Raw genomic sequence first — 1,404 nt, forward strand, 5'->3', positions numbered from 1 at the left:
GTATGGTGCTCTTAGTCTCATAACGCCGGTCAATGACTTGGAACAAGAGACGCTCATCTCCTGGATTTAAGGGTAAGTAGCCTAGTTCGTCAATAATGAGTAAGCTGGCCCGATTATAATAACGCAGACTGCTCTCTAATCGATTCTCTGACTGAGCCTTTCTGAGCTTCTCTAAGAGATCGCTACACTTAATGAAATAGGTGTTATAGCGATTCTTAGCTGCTTCTAAACCAATTGCCGCGGCTAAATGGGTCTTGCCTACTCCACTTGAACCCAAGAAGACGACATTCTCCTTTTTTTCTATAAAAGATAAGGTCATCAAATCACGGATTTCTCGCTCTTGAATGCTTGGTTGAAAGTCAAAGTCAAAGTTTTCAAAGGTCATATTGATTGGTAATTTAGCGATTTTAATCATCATATCCTTACTATTTTGACGCTTAATATCTACCTCATGATTCGTTAACCTTAAGAGGGTATCCACAATAGAGAGGTGGTCGTAATCGCCACTTAAAACCCCGTCTAAATGCAGGCTCATCTGAGTGAGCTTAAGATAGTCTAAGTTCTCCTTGAGCTGAAGATACGTTGTTTTATCCTTTCTTGCCATAAATAGCGTTCAACCTTTCTAAATTTTCTTTTGAATAAGCTTCGACCTCTTCTTGTGACTTATAGGGCATGGTGCTAGCGACGAGCTGTTCATAGTGTCCTGGCAAGTAATTCATGGCCAGATTAGATACTGGATGACTCGCGATCAACTTCGTGTTATCATAAAGATACAAGGTATTGTCTTCAACCTCTAGGCCAAGCCTTTTTCCGATGTATTCAGCTGGAACTGAATACTGATTCGATTGATAGCTAATCATCGAAGAGCTGTTCACCTTGACGGTTTGTTGATAATAGTAACGACTTCTTATCTCTTTGCTAGGCAGCGGGGATAGGAAGTCTTTTTCGTATTCCAAGAGACTCATGGGTGATTTTTTGGTGGTTGGATGGATCTCAAGATTTTTACGAAGATTCATCTTTTCAACATGGCCCACCAACTCTTCAAAGGAAAACTTTCCCTGATAAGCATCGAGTTCATCAATCAACTTCATTTGGCTTTCCACTTTCCCTTTGGTACTTGCACGCCGAGCGACACAAGCTCTGACATCAAAATTATAATCACGACTAAACTGTTCAAACTTCTGATTAACAGAGCCAGGACGATAGGACGTTCGTGGCTCTTCCATGATCGTCGTCATATTATCATTGAGTATTTCTTTGGGAATTCCTCCTAGCTTTTCAAAGATGTCGTTTAAGACGGCAAATAGGGTATATTGCCTCCGATTCAGGGTAACGTGATACAAACTATAGCGCGAGTAACCTAAGATACCCACAAAAACGTTCAGATAAATAAGCTCCCCTTCC

2 protein-coding genes are annotated in these 1,404 nt (G+C 40.9%); both read right to left on the reverse strand.

The window, feature by feature from the left end:
• A partial coding sequence (locus GSA01S_RS10170; protein WP_157064829.1) for an ATP-binding protein occupies positions 1-604 on the reverse strand: 604 nt, incomplete at its 3' end.
• Positions 588-1,404: Mu transposase domain-containing protein (locus GSA01S_RS10175; RefSeq protein WP_157064830.1), on the reverse strand; the 817-nt coding region annotated here is incomplete at its 5' end. The genes GSA01S_RS10175 and GSA01S_RS10170, both read right to left, overlap by 17 nt.

The organism is Globicatella sanguinis NBRC 15551 (assembly GCF_001552295.1).
Classification (GTDB): Bacteria; Bacillota; Bacilli; order Lactobacillales; family Aerococcaceae; genus Globicatella; species Globicatella sanguinis.